Below are 5,741 nucleotides of genomic sequence, written 5' to 3' on the forward strand. Positions count from 1 at the left end.
ACATACCTCCCACCTCCAACGCCAACTATGGCTGGATTCTCAACATGGCAAGCAAACTTTCCTGCAACGGTGTGGCCGGCTTCATCCTTGCCAACGGTGCGCTCAGTGCCGACGGCACCGAGGGTGCAATCCGCCGTAAGATGATAGAGCGCGGACTTGTAGAGGCGATAATAATACTCCCCAACAATCTCTTTTACTCCACCGATATTTCCGTTACTCTATGGATTCTCAATGCCAACAAGAAAGCTCGCGTAGTTACTCGCAATGGTGAGGAAATCCATTATCGTGACCGTGAGCACGAAATCCTTTTCATGGATTTGCGCCGCAGAGGTATTCCTTTTGAAAAGAAATATGTTCAGTTCTCGCCGGAAACAATTGAAGAAGTTGCCAATGTTTACCACAACTGGCAGCGAGAGGGACATACCGAATCATACGCTGACATTCCTGAGTTCTGCTATTCCGCATCTCTTGAAGAAGTGGCAGGTAAAGGATATTCGCTTGTTCCGAGCAAATACATTGAGTTTGCTAACAACGATGAAACCGTTGATTATGAAACTAAAATGTCGGCTCTTCAATCCGAACTCGCCGACATTCTAAAAGAAGAAGCAGACAGCCGTGCCGAACTCCTTGATGTTTTCAAAACCCTTGGCTATGAAATCGACTTATAAGCGGCTCGGCGACTATATAGAAGTTGTGGAAGCTCGCAACCGTGATTTGTCGGTCAAACTTTCTCAGGGTATCTGTAATCTCAAATATTTTCAGGATCCTCGACAAGTTGCTGAAAACTCTGTTGCCGATAAGATAGTGCGCAGAGGTTGGTTCGCCTACAACCGAGCCACCACTCGCAATGGCGATAAAATTTCCATTGCATATCGAGATGGCCAAGATTGTACGGTTTCCGCTTCTTATCTCACCTTTAAGATAAAGAATGAGGAGTTGCTTAACCCGTACTATTTGATGATGTGGTTTAAGCGACCCGAATTTGACCGCTACGCTCGTTTCAAATCTCACGGCAGCGCACACGAATACTTCGAGTGGGAAGAAATGTGTGATGTCATGTTGCCTGTACCTCCGATAGAGGAACAGCGGAAGATAGTAGCGGAGTATCAGGCCATCGAGCGGCGGATTGAAAGCAACCGCCGCCTCATAGCCACACTCGAAGCCACCGCCCAAACTATCTACCGCCACATGTTCGTCGACAACATCGACCCCGAAAACCTCCCCGCAGGCTGGCGCATGGGTACGATTCAGGATGCTGTAGAAACTATTTCAGCCGGAACCATACCGAACTATATTGAATGTAGTAATTTTCGGGTACTTGGGCAGAAGTGTAATTATAATCACACCTTCGATTTGTCAAAGGCTCGTTGTCACATTCCAAAATCATCCGCCATCCAGTGTCTGAAAGGTGACGTTATAATTAATTCAACTGGAGAAGGAACACTCGGAAGAGTCGGCATTATAAAGTTCAATCCAGTGAATCTAACTTTTGACTCCAATATGACACTTGTTCGAGCAAAGTCGAAAATATGGGTTGACTATATTTTTCTTACATTGGTTAATTTGGAATCGCACTTCAAAAATATTTGTCAAGGTAGCACTAATCAAACGCGACTCTACTGTTCTATGATTCGGCCTACGACTTGTGTGATTCCGGCAGAAAATGATGTGTTAAAATTTCACACATTATGTAATCCGATTTTAGAATATCAATCTTCGCTTGAAGCCGAAATTAATATTCTTCTTAATTCTAAGACACTACTTCTCTCCAAACTCTCCAAACTATAATACCATGTCAGCATTTAACGAACCGCAATTGGAGACCGCTTTCGTAGACTTGTTCAAAGAGCAGGGCTACGATTATGTACATGGGGAAGCCATCGTCCGCGATTCTCGCGATGTCATTCTTTACGAAGACCTGCGCTCTTTTCTGCGTGAGCGGTATGAAGCTGACGGTATTACCGAGAACGAAATATCCGCAGCCATAAACCACCTCGAATCGACTGAGGGCGGCAGTGTCTACGCACAGAACACCGAAGCGATACGCCTTATCATGAAAGGCTTCGCAATCAAACGCGAGGACACCTCCAAGCCAAACCTTTTTATTTCCTTGATTGACTATAATAACCCCAAGAACAACCTCTTTAAGTTTGTCAATCAATTTCAGATAGAAGAAAACCATCTGCGCATCCCCGACGGAATTGTATTCGTCAATGGTATTCCTCTTGTGGTACTGGAGTTCAAGAGCGCAATCAAAGAGAACACCACTATTGAGAACGCATACGACCAGCTCACCATCCGTTACCGTCGCGACATTCCGAGCCTGTTCCGCTATAATGCCTTTGTTGTTATCAGTGACGGCGTTAATAATAAATTCGGCTCGTTCTTCGCACCATACGAATACTTCTACACATGGCGCAAGGTGGAGCACGACGATGAGGAAGTAGAGGGCGGCTTCAATTCCATGTTCACGATGATGCAGGGATTGTTCCGCAAAGAGCGTTTGCTCGATGTGGTACATCATTTCATATTCCTTCCCGATACCACCACCGACGAGGTGAAAGTGGTGTGCCGCTATCCTCAGTATTTCGCCACCACACTTTTGTTTGAAAATATTCTCCGGCATAGCAAAATCAACGGGAACGGGGACGGAAAGGGAGGTACCTACTTCGGTGCCACCGGCTGCGGCAAAAGCTACACAATGCTTTTCCTCGCCCGACAGCTTATGCAGTCAAAAGAGTTGAGCAGCCCGACAATCGTACTTATCACCGACCGCACAGACCTTGACGATCAGCTTGCCAAGCAATTTCTGAATGCCAAGAAGTTTATCGGTGATGATACGGTGATGCAGGTAGAGAGCCGCGAAGACTTGAAAACGCAACTGGCAAACCGCACCTCTGGCGGCGTTTTCCTCACCACAGTTCAGAAGTTCGAGGAAAACACAGGGCTGTTGAGCGACCGCTCCAACATCATCTGCATATCCGACGAGGCTCACCGCTCACAGACAGGACTGGAGCAGAAAACCACCATAACCGAAAAAGGAGTGAAGCGCAACTTCGGCTTCGCCAAGTATCTGCGTGACTCGTTCCCAAATGCCACATATGTAGGATTTACAGGCACCCCAAAGGATGATACCATCGATGTGTTCGGCCCGATTGTGACACGCTACACAATGACAGAAGCCGTTGCCGACGGCATCACCCGTAAGATAGCCTATGAGGGTCGCGCTGCAAAGGTTATTCTCAATTCCTCGAAAGTCAAGGAGATTGAGGAATACTATAAGAAATGCAAGGACGAGGGCGCGACCGACTATCAGATAGAGGAAAGCAAAAAGCGCATGACGCGCATCGACGTTATTCTCAACGACCCCGACTTGCTCGCCAACATTGCCAAAGATATTGTCGAGCATTACGAGAAGCGCGTTGAGGAGGGTTCGACAGTCGAGGGCAAGGCTATGATTGTATGCAGTTGCCGAGCCATCGCGTGGAATCTCTATCAGGCCATCACCCGACTGCGCCCCGAATGGACGGAGGTGAAGGAGTGTATCGACGGCGAAACCCTAACCGACAAGGAACGCGAGGAAATCAAACCGATGCCGCGCATCTGCATGGTGCTCACTCGCGACAAGCAAGATCCACAGGAGATGTGGAACTTGCTCGGCTCGGACGAATATCGCAAAGGACTTGATAAACAGTTCAAGGCTGTAAAGAGCAATTTCAAAATCGCTATTGTCGTCGACATGTGGATAACTGGCTTCGATGTGCCATGTCTTGATACAATGTATTGCTTCAAGCCATTGCAGATGCACACACTCGTTCAGACAATCTCCCGTGTGAACCGCGTTTATCCCGGCAAAGAGAAAGGACTCGTAGTGGACTACCTCGGCATAAAGAAACAGATGAACGCCGCACTCAGCCACTACGCTGGAGGCGGTGTCGAGGGTTACTCGCTTGACTCCATAGAGCAGTCGCTGAAAATACTGAAAGATGAACTCGACATCTTACGCCGTATGTTTACAGGCTTTGATTGGTCGCTCTATTTCTTAGGCAAACCGCTCGAACAGCTACACTGTCTCAATATGACCGCTGAATTTATTCAGCGCACCAAGGAGTCGGAAACCAAGTTCATGCGCCATTGCAAAAAGATGCGCGAGGCTTACAACATATGCTGCAACTCCGAGCAGATAATCAAAGAGGAAGACGATGATATTCACTTCTTCTTCGCCGTGCGCTCCGTTATCTTCAAACTCACCAAGGGCGAGGCTCCCGATGCGGCTCAGATGAACCGCCGCGTAGCCGAAATGATAAAGGACGCATTGACGAGTGAAGCCGTCGAGGAAATTCAGAATATCGGTGTATCGGCTGACGAGGAAATAGACCTGCTTTCAGCCGAGTACATGAAGCGGTTGAGCCAAATTCCCTATAAGAATACGCAGGTCAAGCTCATGGAGCAACTGCTTAAACAGGTGATTGAATCGCTTAAGAAAGTCAATAAGCAAAAAGGCATTGACTTCACCAAACGGCTCGAAGAAATAGTGAAAAAGTATAACGACCGCTCGGACGATGCGGCCCTCGCCAACGATGTTATCGACGAAGTAGTTTCGCAGATGGTTGACCTCATGGCTGATGTCAACAACGCGAGAACCGCAGGAGACTCGCTTGGACTCGACTTCAAGGAGATGGCTTTCTTCGACATATTAAAATCTGTCGCTGTCAAGTACGACTTCGCAGACAAGTTCCCGGATGATAAGCTTACCGACCTTGCAAAACAGGTTAAGGAACTTGTCGAACAGCAAGCATCCGTTATTGACTGGGCTAATCGTGGCGACATTCGAGACACCTTGAAGATGAACATCATTATTCTTTTGTCGAGCGCAGGTTATCCGCCAATCATACACGACGAAGTATTCAAAGAAATTCTGGAACAAGCCGAGAATTTCAAGCGTCACTCCTCGCCACGCCCATACTCAACGTACTCAAATGATTCTACTTCAATAGCCGCAGAACCATAAGACCATAATGAATATCGTTTATTTAATTGGAAACGGATTTGACATTAACATCGGGCTAAAAACTCGATATAAAGATTTTTATGACTATTATCTTGCTCTTGATTCTTCCGGAGATAACGAACATGTAAAAAAGTTAAAAGAGCATCTCAAGGAAACCCTTAGTACTGATGACAAATATTGGTCAGACCTGGAAATCGCTTTAGGTGCATACACTACTAACTTTTCTTCACTTGAAGAATTGGAAATGACATATAATGATATCAATGATCGGTTCAGGGAGTTTATTCAAACTATTGAGGAAGAAAAGTTAGATATTTCAAAATTTAATATAGAAAAGCTAAAAAAGAGTCTTGCTCATCCTGAGAACTGTTTTTGTAAAGCAGAACAAGAGCTTCTCAGGGAATTTTATGCACATTGGACAGGTCAGGATTGTGATGTTAAAATAATATCTTTTAATTACACCAGCACAATTGAACAACTTTTGAGTTATCAGAATAATTCACTTCGATTAGATTTATGGCCATTGCACACAAGCTATAAAATCAATCTTTCTCAAATCATTCATATACATGGCAAAAGCGATGTTCCATTGATTGGTGTGAATAACAAGACTCAAATAATGAATCCGGAGTTGAGAGAAATAGTCGAAGTACAGGAGTATCTAATAAAACCTTTGCTTAATAAAATGCAGGGGCATCGTATTGATCATGGTGCCCTACAAAATATAAGG

At 45.6% G+C, this 5,741-nt stretch carries 4 protein-coding genes; all 4 read left to right on the plus strand.

Annotation, left to right across the window (positions count from 1 at the left end):
- Nucleotides 1-668 (plus strand): N-6 DNA methylase (locus C5O24_RS10225; protein WP_153061369.1); only part of this gene is annotated, 668 nt, incomplete at its 5' end.
- The gene (locus tag C5O24_RS10230; protein ID WP_107681788.1) at nt 652-1,788 is read left to right on the plus strand and encodes a restriction endonuclease subunit S; all 1,137 of its coding nucleotides are present in this window, start codon (nt 652-654) and stop codon (nt 1,786-1,788) included. The genes C5O24_RS10225 and C5O24_RS10230, both read left to right, overlap by 17 nt.
- Before the next feature lie 4 nt (nt 1,789-1,792).
- Nucleotides 1,793-5,011 (plus strand): type I restriction endonuclease subunit R, encoded by a 3,219-nt coding sequence (locus C5O24_RS10235; RefSeq protein WP_107681789.1) that lies wholly within the window; start codon nt 1,793-1,795, stop codon nt 5,009-5,011.
- A gap of 7 nt (nt 5,012-5,018) precedes the next feature.
- On the plus strand, nt 5,019-5,741 hold a 723-nt coding region (locus C5O24_RS10240), incomplete at its 3' end, for an AbiH family protein (RefSeq protein WP_107681790.1).

This window comes from Paramuribaculum intestinale (genome assembly GCF_003024925.1).
Taxonomy (GTDB): domain Bacteria; phylum Bacteroidota; class Bacteroidia; order Bacteroidales; family Muribaculaceae; genus Paramuribaculum; species Paramuribaculum intestinale.

Bases quoted from the DNA above. Each gene is read 5' to 3' on its own strand.
- C5O24_RS10235 (WP_107681789.1), top strand. From the start codon at position 1,793: ATGTCAGCATTTAACGAACCGCAATTGGAGACCGCTTTCGTAGACTTG.
- C5O24_RS10230 (WP_107681788.1), top strand. From the start codon at position 652: ATGAAATCGACTTATAAGCGGCTCGGCGACTATATAGAAGTTGTGGAA.